Raw genomic sequence first — 16,914 nt, 5'->3', positions numbered from 1 at the left:
GGGCGCCGGCGGACGCCGGACCGCGGCGGCGCCCTCAGGGCGTCCAGGGGCGCAGCCGCTCCCAGTGCAGGGACTCGACCGTCCGACCGCCCGGCAGCAGGTCGGCCTCGGTCTCGCGGCCCCAGATCTCGAAGCCGGCCGCGTCGAGCACGGCGTTGCTCCCGACATTGTCCTCGGCCGTCTGCGCGACGAGCCGGCGCAGACCCATCCCGCCGTCGGCCCGCGGCGCGAGGGCGTGCTGCGCGACGAGCCGCGCCGCGGCCGTGGCGACGCCGCGCCGTCGGGCGCTCGGCAGGACCTGGTAGCCGAGCTCGGCGGTGTCGTCGTCGAGCGTGCCCTCGTGGACGAAGACGAGCGCCTCACCGAGCGCCCGGCCGGTCGCCGCGTCGGCGACGCACCAGCTGAGCGTCGTCCCGAGGGCCATCTTCTCGCGCCGGGTCAGCAGCCACGCGGGGAAGGTGTCCGGCTCGAGGATGCCGCGCGCCGGCATGTGGTGGGCGGGCTGGTCGCGGGGCTCGAGCGCGTCGACGTCCTCGTCGAGCCACGGGCGCAGGACGAGCCCGCCCGCCTCGTCGGTGCGCAGGACTGGGGGCTCGGGCCACGGGGTGCGGGCCTCGAGGACGTCCTCCGGGCCCACGCTGGCCTGCCACGCGTCGAGCGGCGGCCCGCCGCCGACCGCCTCCAGCGAGCCCGGGAGGGTGCCGTGGTGGGTGAACCCGCACGCCCACGCGACGCGCCAGGACGCGAAGTTGCCGCGCTCGGCCCTCCAGTGCACCCGGTGGCCGCCCTGCTCGAGGAACCACGCGACGACGAGCCGGACGGCGGCGGCCATGTAGCCCCGGCCCCGCGCGTCCGGGTGCAGGAGGTAACCGAGCTCGGCGACCGCGCCGCCGAGGCGCGGGCGCAGGTCGACGGTGCCGAGGTAGCCGCGGCCGGGGTCGGCGGCGTCCTCGAGGGCCCAGAGCCGGTCGCCCCCCTCGTCGTTCCACCCCGCCTCGACGAGCGCGAGGAAGTGGGCGGCGTCGGCCTCGGCGTAGGGGCGGGGCACGGTCGTCCAGCGGACCGCCTGCGGGTCGCGGCACTGCTCGACGAGCCGGGGCAGGTCCTCGGGGCGGTGGGCGCGCAGGCGCACGTGCCCGTCGGTGAGCACCGGCACGCGGTCGGGGAAGACGGCCTCGGTCATGGGCCCCACCCAACCACCGGGACCCGCCGACCGGGAACCGGGACGCGCCGACCGCCCGTTGGACCCTCGGGTGCGCCGCCGCGGGACGGCCGCGGGGGCCTCGACTACCCTAGGCGGGTCCGGCGCTCGGGCACCGCCTCGTCCGACCGCCGCCGTCCGTCTACCAGGGAGTCCCACTCGTGAAGATCGTCGAGAAGCTGCTGCGTGCCGGTGAGGGACGCATCCTCAAGAAGCTCGACAGCATCGCCGCGCAGGTCAACGCGATCGAGGAGGACTTCGCCAAGCTCACCGACGCCGAGCTGCGCGGCGAGACCGACACCTTCCGCCGGCGCCTGGCCGACGGCGAGACGCTCGACGACATCCTGCCCGAGGCGTTCGCCGCGGTCCGCGAGGCCGGCAAGCGCACCATCGGCAAGCGGCACTTCGACGTGCAGATCATGGGTGGCGCCGCGCTGCACATGGGCAACGTCGCCGAGATGCGCACCGGTGAGGGCAAGACCCTCGTCGCGACGCTGCCCAGCTACCTCAACGCCCTGAGCGGCAAGGGCGTCCACGTCATCACGGTCAACGACTACCTCGCCGAGTACCAGTCCGAGCTGATGGGCCGCGTCCACCGCTTCCTCGGCCTCGAGACCGGCTGCATCCTCTCGTCGATGACGCCCGAGCAGCGCCGCGTCGAGTACGCGAAGGACATCACGTACGGCACCAACAACGAGTTCGGGTTCGACTACCTGCGCGACAACATGGCGTGGTCGACCGAGGAGCTCGTCCAGCGCGGCCACAACTTCTGCATCGTCGACGAGGTCGACTCGATCCTCATCGACGAGGCGCGCACGCCGCTCATCATCTCGGGCCCGGCCGACGCGCCGACCAAGTGGTACACCGAGTTCGCCCGCATCGCCCAGCGCCTGGAGCGTGGCGAGCTGGAGTCCGGTCGGGGCGACTACGAGGTCGACGAGAAGAAGAAGACCGTCGGCGTCCTCGAGCGCGGCATCGACAAGGTCGAGGACCACCTCGGCATCGACAACCTCTACGAGTCGGCCAACACCCCGCTCATCGGCTACCTCAACAACGCGATCAAGGCCAAGGAGCTCTTCCAGCGCGACAAGGACTACGTCGTGATGAACGGCGAGGTCCTCATCGTCGACGAGCACACCGGGCGCATGCTCGCCGGCCGTCGCTACAACGAGGGCATGCACCAGGCCATCGAGGCCAAGGAGGGGGTGGAGATCAAGAACGAGAACCAGACCCTCGCGACGATCACCCTCCAGAACTACTTCCGCATGTACGACAAGCTCTCGGGCATGACCGGGACGGCGATGACCGAGGCCGCCGAGCTCAACTCGATCTACAAGCTCGGCGTCGTCCCGATCCCGACCAACCGCCCGATGGTCCGCCAGGACCAGGCCGACCTCGTCTACCGGACCGAGGAGGCCAAGTACAAGGCCGTCGTCGACGACATCGCCGAGAAGCACGAGGCCGGCCAGCCGGTCCTCGTCGGCACCGTGTCGGTCGAGAAGTCGGAGTACCTCTCCGAGCAGCTGCGCCGCCGGGGCATCCGCCACGAGGTCCTCAACGCCAAGCACCACGAGCGCGAGGCCTCGATCGTCGCCGACGCGGGCCGCAAGGGCGCCGTGACCGTCGCGACGAACATGGCCGGTCGAGGCACCGACATCATGCTCGGCGGCAACCCCGAGTTCCGCGCCGTCGCCGCGCTCAAGGACCGCGGCCTCGACCCGCACGAGACGCCCGAGGAGTACGAGGCCGCCTGGGACGCGGCGCTCGAGCAGGCCGAGGCGCAGGTCAAGACCGAGCACGAGGAGGTCACCGAGCTCGGCGGCCTCTACGTCCTCGGGACCGAGCGGCACGAGTCGCGCCGCATCGACAACCAGCTGCGCGGCCGCTCCGGCCGCCAGGGCGACCCGGGCGAGTCGCGGTTCTACCTCTCGCTCGAGGACCACCTCATGCGGCTGTTCAACGCCGGGCTCGTCGACCGGGTGATGACGACCGCGAAGCTCGACGACGACCAGCCGATCGAGTCCAAGCTCGTCTCGCGCTCGATCCAGTCGGCGCAGGCGCAGGTGGAGGCGCAGAACTTCGAGATCCGCAAGAACGTCCTCAAGTACGACGACGTCCTCAACCGCCAGCGCACCGTCATCTACGAGGAGCGCCGCCGCGTCCTCGAGGGCGAGGACCTGCACGAGCAGCTGCGCTTCTTCGTCAACGACGTCGTCGAGGGCTACATCGACGCCGAGACGGCCGAGGGCTTCGCCGAGGACTGGAACCTCGAGCGTCTGTGGACCGCGCTGCGTGCGCTCTACCCGATCTCGGTGACGCCCGAGCAGCTCGAGGAGGCCGCCGGTGGCCGCTCCGGGCTGACGACGGAGATCCTCAAGGAGGAGCTGCTCTCGGACGCCCACCGCGCCTACGACGAGCGCGAGGCGGCGCTCGGGTCCGAGGTCATGCGTGAGGTCGAGCGGCGCGTCATGCTCTCGGTGCTGGACCGCAAGTGGCGCGAGCACCTGTACGAGATGGACTACCTCCAGGAGGGCATCGGCCTGCGGGCCATGGCCCAGCGCGACCCGCTCGTCGAGTACCAGCGCGAGGGCTTCCAGCTCTGGCAGGCGATGAACGAGGCCGTCAAGGAGGAGTCCGTCGGGCTGCTCTTCCACGTGGACGTCCACGTCGACGAGCCCGAGCAGGCGCCGGCCGTCCAGCCGGTCCACGTCTCGCAGATGCTCGGCGCGATGGCCGGGGGCGGCGGCGCCGCGACCGAGGAGGCTCCGGCCGAGGCGGCCGAGGAGCGCGACCCGTCGGTCGAGGACGCCCCGCACGTCGAGGTCTCCGGGGTCGGCGTCGGCCGCCCGCGCACCGGTGCGCTGCACTACTCGGCGCCGACCGAGACCGGCGAGGTCGAGGTGCGGGACGACCGCGCCGGCACCGGCGCCACCCTCACCGAGGAGCAGCTCGCGACGACCCGCAAGAACGACCCGTGCCCCTGCGGCTCGGGCAAGAAGTTCAAGATGTGCCACGGTCGCCGCTGAGCGACACGCACGACGAAGGCCGGGCCGGTTCCCCTCGGGGGAGCCGGCCCGCTCGTCGTCCGGGGTCTCGAGGCCGGCGGGCCTGCGGTGGGCCGGCACCCTCCGGCCCACGCGCCCCTCGCGCCTCGACATTTCGGGGTCACCCCGAAATGTCCGCGAGACCCCGGTTCGGAGCCGGGGTCTCGTGGACGAACCGGGGTCTCGAGGCTGGCGGGCTCTGGCGCGGGTGATGGCGCACCCGGTGGCGCGACACCGGGGGTGATCACCCCCGTTCCTGCGCCTCGAGCCGCACCACGCGCCGGCTTACGAGCCCCGGCCGAGCACGACCACCGCGTCGGCGCCACCGTCGTCCGGACGAACGTCGTGAGGACGCCCCTCCTCCGGACGAACGTCGTGAGGACGACCCTCGTCCGGACGCCCTCGTCCGGACGAACGTCGTGAGGACGACCCCTCCTCCCGACGTCCCCTCGTCCGGACGCCCTCGTCCGGGGCGGCTCGTGGCCGGTCAGCCCACCTGGAGGGCGGCGACCCGCCACTTGCCGTCCTGGCCGACGAGCCGCAGCGCGACCGCCCGCACCCGCGGCCCGTGCTGGACGACGGCGGCGACCTCGGCGACCCCGTCCGCGGGTTCGCAGACCCGCACCCTCAGCACGTGCGTCCGGTGCACGGGGGAGCGGCGCCCGTCGGCCGACCGGCGCGCCACCCGCGCGCCGCGGCGGGCCAGCACCGCGTAGACCTCCGGGGTCGTCCAGCGCAGGACCTGGGGCGCGGGCCGCTGCCCACCCATGACCTCGAGGAGCGCCTGGACGATGTAGGTGCCCCAGGCCGCGGGGTCGGGCAGCGCGGCGCGCGCGGTGCGCTGCGGACCGAACACCTGCTCGTCGGTCGCGCAGGAGAGGTCGACGGCGAGGGCGTCCTGGACGTACCCCGGTACCCGGGGCGGGGTGGGCCGGGCGGCCCGGGCCCGGCGCAGGGCCTCGCCGAGGGGCAGGGCGGGCGGCAGCGGGCGCACGGGGAGCAGGCTCGGGGGCGTCGCCCGGCTCACGACGCGTCCACCGCCGGCACCCGCAGCACCTGGCCGGGCAGCAGCAGGTCGGGGTCGGCACCGATGACCGCTCGGTTCGCGGCGTACCACCGGGGCCAGGCCCGGGCGACCTCGGCGTCGGTCGCGCCCGGTCCGAGGTGGTGGGCGGCGAGCGTCCAGAGCGAGTCACCGCGGTGCACGACGACTGCGTCGGCGTCGGTCACGGAGAACCGTCCGCTGACGACCCCCACGTCGGGCTGGGGGCGCACGCGCGGGGCGTCCGGGGTCCAGCCGGGGTCCGGGGCGGGCCCCGGGGACGCCGGGTCCGTGGAGCCCGCGACCGCGGGGGCCCCGACGACCGCCGTGGCGCTCCATCCGGGGTCGGGGAGCCCCGGGCCGCCGGACGCGGCGCTCGCGGTCCCCGCCCCCGCGGTGACGACCCCGGCACCGAGGAGGAGCGCGGCCAGCTGCCGGGCGGCCCGCGGCGTCACCGCCGCCGCGAGCCGCGCCGCCCCACGCCCGACCGCACCCGGCGCGCCGGCGAGCGCCGCCAGCACGAGGGTGAGGACGAGCCAGCCGAGCCCCAGGACGGCGAGCGCGGCGGCCGCCGCCACGAGCGCGTCGTCGACCGCCACCGGCACGCCCGCCAGGCCGGCGCGGGCCGTGCCCAGGGCGAGCCGACCGAGGGCGCCGGCGCCCAGCGTGGCGGTCGCCCCCGCGGTGACGGCGATGATCGGGCCCGTTCGGTGTCGTTTGACGTCGTTTGGTGTTCCCTGCATGAGGTGGACCGTAGACCGTGCGGCCGACAGCGGCAAGCGGTGATCGCTAGCCTGTGGACATCACGGGTGACGGACCAGCGCCGGGTGGATCTCCACGGGAGGTCGTCCGGCCCGGAGGGGGACCATGAGGTGGGAGGGGCTGTTCGCGGACCTCGAGGGCCAGCTGGCCGCCGAGGAGCGGCGCGAGCTCGACAGCGAGGTGGCCGAGCGAACCCGGCGGGAGCGGGCGCTCGTCGACCTCACCGCCCGGCTCCTCGCCGGCGTGGGGACGCAGGTGTCGCTCCTCGTCGAGGGGGGCCGGGAGGTCAGCGGCACCCTGAGCGACGTGGGTGACGGCTGGCTGCTGCTCGGCGACGGCACGCGGGAGCGGCTCCTCCCGGTGCACGCGGTGCTCGCCCTCGGTGGCCTGCCGCCGCACGCCGACCCGGGGCGCAGCGCGCGGCGCTTCGGCCTCGGGCACGCCCTCCGGGTCCTCGCGCGCGACCGCGCGACCGTCGCGCTCGCACTGGCCGGCGGGACCTCGCTGGTCGGCACCATCGACGTCGTCGGCTCCGACCACCTCGTGCTCGCCGAGCACCCCGAGGGCGAGCCCCGCCGCCGCGGGAACGTTCGCGCCGTGAGCGTCGTCCCGTTCGCCGCACTGCGCGTCGTCGGGTCGCGCCGGTGAGCCGCTCAGCCCTCCGGGGCGGCTCCCTCGCCGGCCTCCGCGCGCGTGGCGACGAAGTCACGCGTCTGGGCGTACATCCGCTCGATGTAGGCCTCGAGCTCGCTCGTCTCGACCCGCCACTGGCCGCGCCCGCCCACCTTGATGGCCGGCAGGTCACCGCTGCGCACGAGGGCGTAGGCCTGGGCCGCGGAGACGTCGAGGATCTCCGACACCTCGGTCAACGGGATGAAACGCTTCGGCACGCCGCCAGTCTGCCACCGGCCGGCCCGGCGCCGGCAGCGTCCTCCACAGCGCCCCGTCCGGCGGTCCGTCGTCCACAGGCCGGTGCGACGGACCTGCGCGTCGGGCGCGGCTCGGGCAGGATCCCGGCATGACCGATCTCCCCGCGCCCACGGCCTCCCGCCTGCGGGCCCCGTCGTGGCGCGACTCCCGGCTGCTGATCGGCGTCCTGCTCGTCCTCGTCTCCACGGTCGCGGGCTCGCTCGTCGTGGCCCGCGCGGACGACCGCGTCCCGGTCTGGGCGGCGGCCCGCGCGATCACGCCCGGGCAGCGGCTCGCCGCGTCCGACCTCACGGCCGTGCAGGTGCAGCTCGGCGACGCCGCCGCGGGCTACGTCGCCGCCGACCGGCCGCTCGCGGCCGACGCCTACGCGCTGCGCGAGCTGCGGGCGGGCGAGCTCCTGCCCCGCAGCGCCGTCGGCGCCGCGTCCGCCGTCGGCGTGCAGCAGGTCGCGCTCCGGGTCGACGGCACGTCGGCGGCCGCCCTGCGCCGCGGCTCGCTCGTCGACGTCTACGTCAACCGCCCCGAGGACGGCTCGGGCGGGGTGGGGGTCACCCGGTACGCCGGGCCCGAGCGCGTCCTCGAGCGCGTCTCGGTCGCCGCGGTCGCCGAGGACGACGGCGTGCTCGCCGGCGCCGAGCAGACCCGTCCGGTGCAGGTCATGGTGCCGAGCGGCGACGTCCGCGACCTCGTGGCCGCCGTCGACGACGGCGCACGCATCACCCTCGTGCCGGTCCCGGGGGGCGTGCCGTGACCACGCTGCTCACCGCCCTCACCCACCGTCACGAGGCCCAGTTCGTCGAGGTGCTCGGGGCTGCCCGCGGGCTGACGCTCGTCCGGCGCTGCGCCGACCTCGCCGAGCTGCTGTCCGTGGGGGCGGCCGGCGTCGCGCGGGTCGCCGTGGTCTCGCCGGACCTGCGCGGGCTCGACCGCGACGCGCTGCGGCACCTCGCCGGCCACGGGGTGCGGGTCGCGGGGCTCGTCGCCGCCGACGACGAGGAGGGGGAGCGCCGCCTGCGGCAGCTGGGGGTCGCCACGCTGCTGCACCCCGACGACGCCCCCGACGCCGTCGACGCCGCGCTGTCGGCCCTGGCGGACGCCACGACCTCGCGCCGGCCGGACGACGAGGAGCCGGTGGAGGAGAGCGGGGTCCCCGAACCGCCGGGACGCCCGACCCCGGTGACCGTGGTCTGGGGTCCGACGGGCGCACCCGGGCGCACGACCGTCGCCGTCACCGTCGCGGCGGCCCTCGCGGCCGACGGTGTCCGCACCCTGCTCGTCGACCTCGACACGTGGGGGGCGTCGGTGGCCCAGGTGCTCGGCCTCGTCGACGAGGCTCCCGGCGTCGCGGCCGCGGCCCGGGCCTCCGAGCAGGGCACCCTCGACGTCCCGGCCCTCGCCCGCCTGGCGCCCGAGGCGCTCCCGCGGTTGCGGGTGCTCACCGGGCTGCCCCGTGCCGACCGGTGGCCGGAGCTGCGGACGGCGGCCGTCGAGGACCTCCTGCGGCTGGCCCGCGGGATCGTCGACCACGTCGTCGTCGACGCCGGCTTCGCGATCGAGGACGACGAGGAGCTGAGCTACGACACGGCCGCCCCGCGCCGCAACGCCGCGACGCTGGCCGCCCTCGAGGCCGCTGACGCCCTCGTCGTCGTCGGCGCCGCGGATCCCGTCGGGCTCCAGCGGCTCGTCCGCGCCGTGCAGGAGGTGGCGCTCGTCGCCGCGCCACCTCCCCTCGTCGTCGTCAACAAGGTCAGGGCCTCGGCGGCCGGGCCCCGGCCCGAGCGCACCATCCGCGACGTGCTCGGGCGCTTCGCCGGCCTCGAGGAGGTGCGGATGCTGCCCTGGGCGCCCGACGACTGCGACGAGGCGGTGCTGACCGGCCGGACGCTCACCGAGGTCCGGCCGCGCGGAACGCTGACCCTCGCCCTCACGGCGCTCGCCGCCGCCCTCGACCCCCGCTGCGCCGACACGTCGACCACCGCCCGTCACGGCCGACGGCGCCGGGCGGCGGTCTGACACCATAGGGCCGTGGCCGACCGACTCAGCGCGCTCGACGCGTCCTTCCTGCGCCTGGAGGACGCGACCACCCCGATGCACGTCGGCTCGGTCATGGTCTTCGACGTGCCGGCCGAGGGCTTCGACTACGCGACGCTCGTCGACCTCATCAGCGAGCGCATCGCCCACGTCCCGCGCTACCGCCAGCGCATCAAGACCGTGCCCGCCGGGCTCGGCAACCCGGTGTGGGTCGACGACCGCTCCTTCGACCTCAGCTACCACGTGCGCCGCAGCGCCCTGCCCCGTCCCGGCTCCGACGAGCAGCTCGAGGAGCTCGTCGCCCGCATCCTGCCGCGCCCCCTGGACCGCTCGCGCCCGCTCTGGGAGGTCTACCTCGTCGAGGGCCTCGCCGACGGCCGCTTCGCGATCATCACCAAGAGCCACCACAGCCTCGTCGACGGCGTGCACGGCGTCGACATCGGTGGCGTGCTCGTCGACGGCCGCCCGGGCGGTGGCGACGGCGTCCTCGCGACGTGGCGGCCGCGGCCCGAGCCCACGTCGGCCGAGCTCCTCGTCGGCGCCCTCGCCGAGGTCGTGCGCACCCCGGGCCAGCTCGTCGACACCCTCCGCAGCGGCGCCGTCGACGTCGCCCGCACCGCCGGCAAGGTCGCGTCGGTCGCCGGTGAGGTCGTCTCGACCCTCGCCCGCGTCTCCGCCCGCCCGGCGCCCGACTCGCCGCTCAACGCCTCGGTCGGCCGCGCCCGCCGCTACGTCATGGTCGGGACCGACCTCGAGGACTACCGCACGGTGCGCACCCGGCTCGGACAGGGATCGTTCGCCGACGAGGTGACGGTCAACGACGTCGTCCTCGCCACCGTCGCGGGCGCGTTCCGCTCGTGGCTGCTGACCCGTGGCGAGCCCGTCTACCCGGGCACCACCGTCCGGGCGCTCGTGCCGGTCTCGGTGCGCCCCGCGGACGACGCCCCCGCCGACGTCGGCGCCGAGGTCACCGCGTGCTTCGTCGACCTGCCCGTCGGCGAGCCCAAGGCGTCGATGCGCCTGCACCAGATCGCCTTCTCGATGCGCCAGCAGACCGAGGGCGGGGGACGCCGCGCGGTCTCGGCCGAGGCGCTCGCCGGGGTGGGCGGCTTCGCGCCGCCGACGCTGCACGCGCTCGGCGCGCGGCTCGGCGGGATGGTCTCGCGGCGGCTGCACAATGTCGTCATCACCAACGTCCCCGGCCCGCAGACACCCCTGTACGCCGACGGCGCGCAGATGGTCGCGACCTACCCCGTGACGCCGCTCGGCGCCGGGCAGGCGCTCTCCATCGGGCTGACCTCGTACGACGGCGGCGTCTACTACGGCCTGTACGCCGACCGCGACGCGATGCCGGACGCCGATGTGCTCGGCCGCGGCATCGTCGACTCGCTCCAGGAGCTGCTCGACGCCCCCCGCCCGCGCGGCCGCCGGCGCGCGTGAGCGACCCCACGAGGAGGACCCGATGGCCCTGACCCGCGTCTACCTGCCGCTCACCGCGGCCGACCTCGAGGCGCTCGCCGACGGCCGGGACCTCGGCACGCCCCCGGTCCCCGCGCACGGCGTGACACCCGCGCTCGGCACACCCGGCCTCGTCACCGACGAGGAGGAGCTCGAGCACCTCGCCTGGGAGGCCGCGGCCGACGAGGCCGACGCGCTGCGCGACGGCGACGAGCGCCGCGTCGTCGCGTCGGCCGACCTCGACGCCGGCGTCGTGTCCGTCCCGGCCGACGGCGACGTGCCCTCGCGCGTGGAGCTGCTCGCCGTCGTGCCGCGATCGCGGATCGTCTCCTTCCACGTCGACGAGTCCGCCGGCGACACCGGCACCGCCGACCTGCTGTGGTTCGACGTCACCGAGCTCGGCGACGTCCTCGACCTCCTCGCCCGCGACTGAGGTCGGGTCCCGGCCCACCCCGGGGCGAGTTGCGTCCGGCCGAGGCCGGGCGCGAGAGTGGGGCGTCCCGACATCGTGACCCGAACGAGGTGCCCCACCCCATGGACGCTGTGACCCAGGTCCCCGCCCCCACCAACGAGCCCGTCCGCGACTACGCGCCGGGCAGCCCCGAGCGCGCGGCCGTCGAACAGGCCCTCGTCGAGCTCGCCGCCGAGCGGCACGAGCTGCCGCACACGATCGGCGGCAAGCGCGTCATGGGCGGGGGGAGGAAGTTCGAGGTCCGCCAGCCGCACAACCGTCGTCACGTCCTCGGTGTCTCGAAGGGCGCCACGAAGGCCGACGCCGTCGCCGCCGTGGACGCCGCCCGCGCGGCCGCCCCCGGCTGGCGCGACCTCTCCTTCGACGACCGCGCCGCCATCCTCCTCAAGGCCGCCGACCTGCTCGCCGGCCCGTGGCGCGCACGGCTCAACGCCGCGACGATGCTCGGCCAGAGCAAGACCGCCTACCAGGCCGAGATCGACGCCGCCTGCGAGCTCATCGACTTCTGGCGCTTCAACGTGCACTTCGCCCGCCAGATCATGGCCGAGCAGCCGCCGGCCAACAGCGCCGGCGTGTGGAACCGCAGCGACCACCGCTCGCTCGAGGGCTTCGTCTACGCGGTGACCCCGTTCAACTTCACCGCCATCGCCGGCAACCTCCCGACCGCGCCGGCGCTCATGGGCAACACGGTCGTCTGGAAGCCGTCGCCGACGCAGCAGCTCGCCGCGCAGCTGACGATGGAGCTGCTCGAGGAGGCGGGGATGCCCCCGGGCGTCATCAACCTCGTGACCGGCGACGGCGTCGCGGTCTCGGACGTCGTCCTGTCGCACCCCGACTTCGCCGGGCTGCACTTCACCGGCTCGACGGCCACGTTCCAGTCGCTGTGGCGCACCATCGGCGAGAACCTCACGGGCTACCGCCACTACCCGCGCATCGTCGGCGAGACCGGCGGCAAGGACTTCGTGCTGGCGCACCCGAGCGCCGACGTCGACGTCCTGCGCACCGCCCTCATCCGCGGCGCGTTCGAGTTCCAGGGCCAGAAGTGCTCGGCCGCGTCGCGCGCCTACGTGCCGCGCTCGCTGTGGAAGAAGATGCGCGACGACCTCGTCCAGCTGACGGACGGCATCCCGATGGGCGACGTCACCGACCTGTCGAACTTCATGGGCGCGGTCATCGACGAGCGGGCCTACGCCAAGCACGTCGCGGCCATCGACCGCGCGCACGCGACGAGCCACCTCGACGTCGTCGCCGGTGGCACGTACGACGACTCGCAGGGCTGGTTCGTCCGCCCGACGATCGTCGAGAGCAGCGACCCGACCGACGAGATGTTCACGACCGAGTACTTCGGCCCGATCCTCGCGGTCCACGTCTACCCGGACCGCCAGTACGACAAGGTCCTCGACCAGATGGAGTCCGCGGCGCCCTACGCGCTGACCGGCGCCGTCATCGCCCAGGACCGCGCGGCCGTCGCCGACGCGATGCACCGCCTGCGCTTCGCCGCCGGGAACTTCTACGTCAACGACAAGCCGACCGGCGCCGTCGTCGGCCAGCAGCCGTTCGGCGGCGGGCGCGCCTCCGGCACGAACGACAAGGCGGGCTCGGCGGCCAACCTCATGCGCTGGACCTCGACGCGCTCGATCAAGGAGACGTTCGTCCCGCCGACCGACCACCGCTACCCGCACATGGGCTGACCCCCGGTCCCAGCTTTTCGGGGTCACCCCGAAATGTCCACGAGACCCCGGCTCCGAGCCGGGGTCTCGTCGACGTCCCGGGGTCCAGCGCCGCCCCAACACCTCTGCATCGCGTGCTACACCGCAGTAAGGGTCGTGATGACGACAGATACTGCGGTGTAGCCCGCGACGTCAGCGGCCGAGGCGCTCGCGCAGCAGGCCGACCTCGACGTCGACCGCCGCGTTGATGGGGTCCGCCGCCGCCTTCTCGATCCTGCCGCCGACGAATGGCACGTTGGCCTTGAGCTCGGTGTCGAGGACCTCGGCCGAGCCGTTGCCGTCCGGCTCGAGGCGCAGCGTGCCCTTGAGCGTCAGCGGTGCGCCCTTGACGTGCAGGTCGACGACGGCCTCGCGGGAGCCGTCGGGGGCCGGGGCGCCCCAGTCGTAGCTCTCGATGACGGTGAGCGTCGCGCCGACGAAGGACCGGGCGACGTCCGGCAGACCGTCGGCCGGCAGCTCACGCGTCGTCGCGACCCGGTGCCCGACGGCGCTCTGCGTGACGTCGGCGCTCCACGCACCGCCGCCGGTCGTCGCCTCGCACTTGGCCTCCTGGAAGCCACGGTCGGTGAGCAGGGCGTAGACCTCGTCGGGGGTCGCGTCCAGCCGCTCTCGCCTCGTCAGTCGCACTCGGTCCGTCCTCGCAGGTCGCAGGAGGGCGGGCCGCACCGGGCCCGCCTCGGGTCCGGCGATCCTCTCACCCGCGCCGCATGGTGTGGGAGAGCGCGGCGAGGCGCTCGGTCGAGGCACGCAGGTCGGCGAGGAGCAGGTCGCGCCGTCGTCGGTGCTGGTGCAGGACGAGGGTGAGCTCGGCCGCGATGCGCTCGGCCGCCGCGTCACCGTCGGCGACCGCCTCCGCGTCGGCCTCGCCGCGCACGCCCCACGCCGGCACGACGCGTCCGTCGCGCACGACGAGCCCGGCGGCCTCCGCGCGTTCCTCGACCCTGCGCCCCCGCGCGACCAGGTCGGCCAGGTCGGTCGCCCGGTCCTGCAGCTCGCGCCCCATCCGCTCGAGCTCCTCGGCCGCGGTGACGGCCGCCGCGGCGACCTCGGCACCGCGTCGCCGAGTGGCCACCGACGCACGACCGGGCCAGCCGTCGCCGAGCTCCTCGACCGCCGGGCCGAGCGCACGGCCCGATGCCGCGAGCCGCCGCGCGACGTCGGCGACCGCCGCGGCGCAGGCCGAGAGCGAGGCCGGGTCGCCGGGGACGACGCTCATCGCCGGGCCTCGTCGTCGCGCCGCGTGGTCAGCGGGATGACGGGTGCGGTCGCGCCGGGCGCCTCGGCCCGGGGCGGGGCCGCGTGCGGCGCCAGCACGGCGGCCACCTCGTCGGCGGCCTCGCCGAGCGCGCGCAGGGTGTCGGCGGCCTGGTCGAGCCAGTCGTCCAGGACCCGCTGGGGGCGGGGCTCTCCCGTGACGACGAGGCAGGCGAGCAGGTCGTCCTCGGCCGCGGGCAGGAGGTCGCGCAGCGCGTCGAGCCGGTCGAGCGCGGTCCGAGCGAGCGAGGGGTCGGGACCGAGGGGCACGACGCCACGGTAGCCACATCGGTCACACCGGCCGCGCGGTTGCCCACAGGCCGCCCGCGCCGCGTAGCGTCGCCGCGTGAGCACTCCCGACCTCGGCGCCGACGCCGTGGCCCTGACCGCCGAGCTCGTCGCCACCGACTCGGTCAACCCCGGGCTGGTGCCGGGCGCCGCCGGGGAGGCCGCGGTCGTCGACCTCCTGGACCGGCGGCTGGCGGCATCCGGCTTCGACACCCACCGCGTCACGCCGTCCGGCCACCCCGACCGGCCGAGCCTGCTCGCCGTCGGCCCGGGCGAGCCCGGGATGCCGTGCCTCGTCCTCACCGGCCACGTCGACACGGTCGGCACCGACGGGATGGACGCGCCGTTCACCCCCGTCGTCGAGGGCGACCGCCTCGCCGGCCGTGGTGCGTGCGACATGAAGGGCGGCGTCGCCGCCGTCGTCGTCGCCGCCGAGGAGCTCGTGCGCCGCACCGCGCGGGTGCGCGTCGTCCTCGCGCTCGTCGCCGACGAGGAGGACCTCAGCCTCGGCACCGAGGCCGTCCTCGCGGCCCTCCCGCGCCTCGGCCTCGCCCCGGACGCCGCGCTCGTCGCCGAGCCGACGTGGCTCGCCCGTACCGCCTCCCTGCGTGGCTACGCGGTCGCCGAGGTCACGCTGACCGGCCGGGCCGCGCACTCGTCGCAGCCGCAGGAGGGCGTCAACGCGGTCGCCCACCTCGGTCGCCTCCTCACCGCGGTCGAGGGGCGCGGCCACCACGTCGCGGCGTCCGGCGGCTCGCTCATGGTCACCGTGGCCTCCGGCGGCGAGTCGCCCTTCGTCCTCGGCCGCTCGGCCCGCGCGGTCGTCGAGCGACGCACGGTGGCGGGCGAGGCCGCCGACTGCGTGCTCGCCGAGCTCGACGAGCTCCTCGACGGGCTGCGCGCGGAGGACCCCACGGTCGACGCACGGGTCCGGCTCGTCGTCGCGCGCGAGGCCTGGCGGCTGGATGCTGCCGGGCCGGCCGCCGCCCTCGCCGACGCCCTCGACGCCGCGCTCGCCGCCGAGGGCGTCGAGCAGCCCCCGTCCCTCGACGCGCCCTACTGGATGGAGGCGCCGCTCTGGCAGGCGGCCGGTGTGCCGGCCCTCGTGTGCGGACCAGCCGGCGGGGGCCTCCACGCCGCCGACGAGTGGGTGGACCTCGGGCAGGTCCGCCGCTTAGCCGGCGCCCTCGTGGCCGCGGCCGAGTCGTGGGGGAGCGCCCGTGCCGTCTGACCCGCGCGGGCTGCGCGCGGACGCGCCCCTGCTCGACGCCTGGCTGCGCTTCCACGAGGACGCGCCCACGCCGTTCACCATCCCCGGGCACAAGCAGCGGCACGACCTCGTCGGTGACGTCGTCGCCGGCGACGTCCCGCTCTACGCCGGGCTCGACTCGATGAAGCTGTCGCGGGGCGTCCTCGCCGAGGCCGAGCGGCGGGCGGCGCGCGCCTGGGGTGTCGACCTCTGCCGCTTCTCGGTCGGCGGCTCGACGCACGGCAACCAGGCCGTCGCCCTCGCGCTCGGGCGCCCCGGCGACGAGGTCGTCGTCTCGCGGACGCTGCACCGCTCGATGCTCCTCGGGCTCGTCCTCGCCGGGCTCGTGCCGGTCTGGGTGCGTCCCGAGGTCGACCCGGCCCACGGGCTGCCGGTGGGGGTGGCCCCGACGGCGGTCGACGCCGCGCTGAGCGAGCACCCGCGCGCCGTGGCCGTGCTCGTCGGCGACCCCTCCTACGTCGGCACCGTCGGCGACGTCGCGCGCCTCGCCGACGTTGCTCACGCCCACGACGTGCCGCTCGTCGTCGACGCGGCGTGGGGCGCGCACCTCGGCTTCCACCCCGACCTGCCGCCGCACGCCCTCGCCCTCGGCGCCGACGTCGTCGTCACGAGCGCGCACAAGGCGCTGCCGGCGGTCTCGCAGGGCGCCCTCGTCCTGGCCCGGTCCGGCCGCATCGACCCGCGTCGCCTCGACGCCGGCGTGGAGGCGACGGCCACGACGAGCCCGGCGGGCGGCATCCTCGCCTCGGTCGACGCGGCGCGGGCCCTGCTGGAGCGCGACGGCGCGTCCCTGCTCGGGCCGGTCCTCGACGCGGTCGCCGCGGCTCGCGCGCGGCTGGCCGCGGTCGACGGGCTCGTCGTCCTCGACGGCCCGGGCGCCGACCCGCTGCGGCTGACCCTCGTCCTGCCCGGCACGGGTGCCGACGGCAACGCCGTCGAGGCCGACCTCCTGCGCCGCGGCCTGCCGCTCGAGATGGCCGACCGCGACACCCTCTGCGCGATGGTGACCCTCGCCGACACACCCGCCGGCGTCGCCGCGCTCGCCGACGCGCTGCTCGACTCCCTCGCGCGGCGGCGCGGCCCGGCCCGCGCCCTCGCCCCGAGCGGCGTCTGGGCGGTCGACCCGGAGGCCGCCAGCACGCCGCGCGAGACCGTGCCGCTGGAGGCCGCCGTCGGCCGGGTGAGCGCCGAGCTCGTGGCCCCCTACCCGCCCGGCGTCCCGGTGCTGGCGCCCGGCGAGCGCGTCACGGTCGCGGCCGTCGACGCCCTGCACGCCGCCCGCGCGGCAGGCAGCCGCATCGCCTACGCCGCCGACCCGACGCTGGCCAGGCTCGACGTCGTCGCCCACTGAGCCGGGGTCGGCGACCGCGCACGAACCGTCCCGCCGACGAGACACCCGCGCCGCAACCCCGGGCGGCCCCGGCGAGCACGG

General features: G+C 75.8%; 16 protein-coding genes. 9 read left to right on the top strand and 7 right to left on the bottom strand.

What is annotated here, in order from left to right:
- Positions 1-34: 34 nt before the first annotated feature.
- A complete protein-coding gene (locus tag KMZ30_RS09935; RefSeq protein WP_215512771.1) occupies positions 35-1,183 on the bottom strand; it encodes a GNAT family N-acetyltransferase in 1,149 nt (382 codons plus the stop codon).
- A gap of 179 nt (positions 1,184-1,362) precedes the next feature.
- Between KMZ30_RS09935 and secA the strand changes: the two genes are divergently transcribed.
- Positions 1,363-4,227, top strand: a complete 2,865-nt coding sequence (gene secA / locus KMZ30_RS09930) for a preprotein translocase subunit SecA (RefSeq protein ID WP_215512770.1) — start codon at positions 1,363-1,365, stop codon at positions 4,225-4,227.
- A gap of 505 nt (positions 4,228-4,732) precedes the next feature.
- Here secA and KMZ30_RS09925 read toward each other — a convergent pair.
- Together KMZ30_RS09925 and KMZ30_RS09920 are read right to left on the bottom strand one after the other, a co-directional pair.
- The gene (locus KMZ30_RS09925; RefSeq protein WP_215512769.1) at positions 4,733-5,272 is read right to left on the bottom strand and encodes an Rv3235 family protein; all 540 of its coding nucleotides are present in this window, start codon (positions 5,270-5,272) and stop codon (positions 4,733-4,735) included.
- Entirely contained in the window at positions 5,269-6,030 is a 762-nt protein-coding gene (locus tag KMZ30_RS09920; protein ID WP_215512768.1) for a LysM peptidoglycan-binding domain-containing protein, read from the bottom strand. The genes KMZ30_RS09925 and KMZ30_RS09920 overlap by 4 nt, the downstream gene beginning before the upstream one ends.
- Positions 6,031-6,154: 124 nt before the next feature.
- On the opposite strand from KMZ30_RS09920, the gene KMZ30_RS09915 reads away from it, so the two are divergent.
- Positions 6,155-6,697, top strand: a complete 543-nt coding sequence (locus KMZ30_RS09915) for a hypothetical protein (RefSeq protein ID WP_215512767.1) — start codon at positions 6,155-6,157, stop codon at positions 6,695-6,697.
- A gap of 5 nt (positions 6,698-6,702) precedes the next feature.
- Here the strand turns inward: KMZ30_RS09915 and KMZ30_RS09910 are convergent, their stop codons facing one another.
- Positions 6,703-6,939 carry a helix-turn-helix domain-containing protein gene (locus tag KMZ30_RS09910; RefSeq protein ID WP_215512766.1) on the bottom strand — a complete coding sequence of 79 codons (237 nt, stop codon included), beginning with the start codon at positions 6,937-6,939 and terminating at the stop codon, positions 6,703-6,705.
- 128 nt (positions 6,940-7,067) lie between these two features.
- Between KMZ30_RS09910 and KMZ30_RS09905 the strand changes: the two genes are divergently transcribed.
- From KMZ30_RS09905 to pruA, 5 genes are all read left to right on the top strand, one after another.
- Positions 7,068-7,730: a CpaB family protein gene (locus KMZ30_RS09905; RefSeq protein ID WP_215512765.1), complete on the top strand. Its 663-nt coding sequence runs from the start codon at positions 7,068-7,070 to the stop codon at positions 7,728-7,730.
- A complete protein-coding gene (locus KMZ30_RS09900; protein ID WP_215512764.1) occupies positions 7,727-8,992 on the top strand; it encodes a nucleotide-binding protein in 1,266 nt (421 codons plus the stop codon). The genes KMZ30_RS09905 and KMZ30_RS09900 overlap by 4 nt, the downstream gene beginning before the upstream one ends.
- Positions 8,993-9,004: 12 nt before the next feature.
- Positions 9,005-10,450 carry a WS/DGAT/MGAT family O-acyltransferase gene (locus KMZ30_RS09895; protein WP_215512763.1) on the top strand — a complete coding sequence of 482 codons (1,446 nt, stop codon included), beginning with the start codon at positions 9,005-9,007 and terminating at the stop codon, positions 10,448-10,450.
- Between the two features lie 22 nt (positions 10,451-10,472).
- Positions 10,473-10,901: a DUF6912 family protein gene (locus KMZ30_RS09890; RefSeq protein ID WP_215512762.1), complete on the top strand. Its 429-nt coding sequence runs from the start codon at positions 10,473-10,475 to the stop codon at positions 10,899-10,901.
- Between the two features lie 101 nt (positions 10,902-11,002).
- Entirely contained in the window at positions 11,003-12,631 is a 1,629-nt protein-coding gene (gene pruA, locus KMZ30_RS09885) for an L-glutamate gamma-semialdehyde dehydrogenase (protein WP_215512761.1), read from the top strand.
- A 171-nt stretch (positions 12,632-12,802) separates the two neighbouring features.
- Here pruA and KMZ30_RS09880 read toward each other — a convergent pair whose 3' ends face one another.
- From KMZ30_RS09880 to KMZ30_RS09870, 3 genes are all read right to left on the bottom strand, one after another.
- The gene (locus tag KMZ30_RS09880) at positions 12,803-13,297 is read right to left on the bottom strand and encodes a DUF2505 domain-containing protein (RefSeq protein ID WP_215512760.1); all 495 of its coding nucleotides are present in this window, start codon (positions 13,295-13,297) and stop codon (positions 12,803-12,805) included.
- A 67-nt stretch (positions 13,298-13,364) separates the two neighbouring features.
- Positions 13,365-13,886: a hypothetical protein gene (locus KMZ30_RS09875; protein ID WP_215512759.1), complete on the bottom strand. Its 522-nt coding sequence runs from the start codon at positions 13,884-13,886 to the stop codon at positions 13,365-13,367.
- Positions 13,883-14,194: a hypothetical protein gene (locus KMZ30_RS09870; protein ID WP_215520007.1), complete on the bottom strand. Its 312-nt coding sequence runs from the start codon at positions 14,192-14,194 to the stop codon at positions 13,883-13,885. The genes KMZ30_RS09875 and KMZ30_RS09870 overlap by 4 nt, the downstream gene beginning before the upstream one ends.
- A 76-nt stretch (positions 14,195-14,270) precedes the next feature.
- Here KMZ30_RS09870 and KMZ30_RS09865 point away from each other — a divergent pair, with 76 nt between their 5' ends.
- Both KMZ30_RS09865 and KMZ30_RS09860 read left to right on the top strand, forming a co-directional pair.
- Positions 14,271-15,443, top strand: a complete 1,173-nt coding sequence (locus KMZ30_RS09865; RefSeq protein WP_215512757.1) for a M20/M25/M40 family metallo-hydrolase — start codon at positions 14,271-14,273, stop codon at positions 15,441-15,443.
- Positions 15,433-16,833 (top strand): aminotransferase class I/II-fold pyridoxal phosphate-dependent enzyme, encoded by a 1,401-nt coding sequence (locus tag KMZ30_RS09860; protein ID WP_215512756.1) that lies wholly within the window; start codon positions 15,433-15,435, stop codon positions 16,831-16,833. Before KMZ30_RS09865 ends, KMZ30_RS09860 begins: the two co-directional genes overlap by 11 nt.
- Positions 16,834-16,914 lie beyond the last annotated feature (81 nt).

This window comes from Phycicoccus mangrovi (assembly GCF_018729305.1).
GTDB lineage: Bacteria > Actinomycetota > Actinomycetes > Actinomycetales > Dermatophilaceae > Phycicoccus > Phycicoccus jejuensis.
This window is presented reverse-complemented; position numbering and strand designations above follow the sequence as displayed.

Excerpts from the sequence above, each read along its gene's own strand:
- KMZ30_RS09935 (WP_215512771.1), bottom strand. The coding sequence starts at position 1,183 with ATGACCGAGGCCGTCTTCCCCGACCGCGTGCCGGTGCTCACCGACGGG.
- KMZ30_RS09920 (WP_215512768.1), bottom strand. The coding sequence starts at position 6,030 with ATGCAGGGAACACCAAACGACGTCAAACGACACCGAACGGGCCCGATC.
- KMZ30_RS09915 (WP_215512767.1), top strand. The coding sequence starts at position 6,155 with ATGAGGTGGGAGGGGCTGTTCGCGGACCTCGAGGGCCAGCTGGCCGCC.
- KMZ30_RS09905 (WP_215512765.1), top strand. The coding sequence starts at position 7,068 with ATGACCGATCTCCCCGCGCCCACGGCCTCCCGCCTGCGGGCCCCGTCG.
- KMZ30_RS09890 (WP_215512762.1), top strand. The coding sequence starts at position 10,473 with ATGGCCCTGACCCGCGTCTACCTGCCGCTCACCGCGGCCGACCTCGAG.
- pruA (WP_215512761.1), top strand. The coding sequence starts at position 11,003 with ATGGACGCTGTGACCCAGGTCCCCGCCCCCACCAACGAGCCCGTCCGC.
- KMZ30_RS09875 (WP_215512759.1), bottom strand. The coding sequence starts at position 13,886 with ATGAGCGTCGTCCCCGGCGACCCGGCCTCGCTCTCGGCCTGCGCCGCG.